Genomic DNA, 424 nt, shown 5'->3' with positions numbered 1-424 from the left:
GTGTGCATATTGATCATCCATATTCGCCTCTTAATAAATCAGTTTGTAATAGTAGTCTTCATGCAAACGACCAGCTTTGAGTAGATCGTCAGCTTGTTTCCTGAAACTCTTACTGATGTTTGGATCTGAACCATCAGAATTAATCATTAACTCTCGAATAAACTTCTGTTGAGCATGAATATCATCAATTAAAAGCAATTGTTCTTTAAGTTGAGGTGAAAAAATTAAGTGTTCCCTTACAGCAAATACCTTGCCGTTCACATCTTTAACAAGACGTTGAGCAATCAATGTATAAACTGAACCAATAATGTCAGCTGCAGCCTGAAGATGTTCTTCATGCTTAAAGCGCTTCAACATACGTGGAATAATTTTGTCTACTGTGGTTGCGTGAACCGTTGCAAAAACAGGGTGGCCAGTTAAAGAA

The 424-nt window shown here is 37.0% G+C and carries 1 protein-coding gene; it reads right to left on the bottom strand.

Translation table 11 applies throughout. From position 1 onward, the window contains the following. Positions 1-30: 30 nt before the first annotated feature. On the bottom strand, positions 31-424 hold a 394-nt coding region (locus HYE82_RS37055), incomplete at its 5' end, for a hypothetical protein (RefSeq protein ID WP_218783469.1).

This window comes from Streptomyces sp. BR123 (assembly GCF_013401435.1).
Taxonomy (GTDB): Bacteria; Actinomycetota; Actinomycetes; order Streptomycetales; family Streptomycetaceae; genus Streptomyces.
This window is presented reverse-complemented; position numbering and strand designations above follow the sequence as displayed.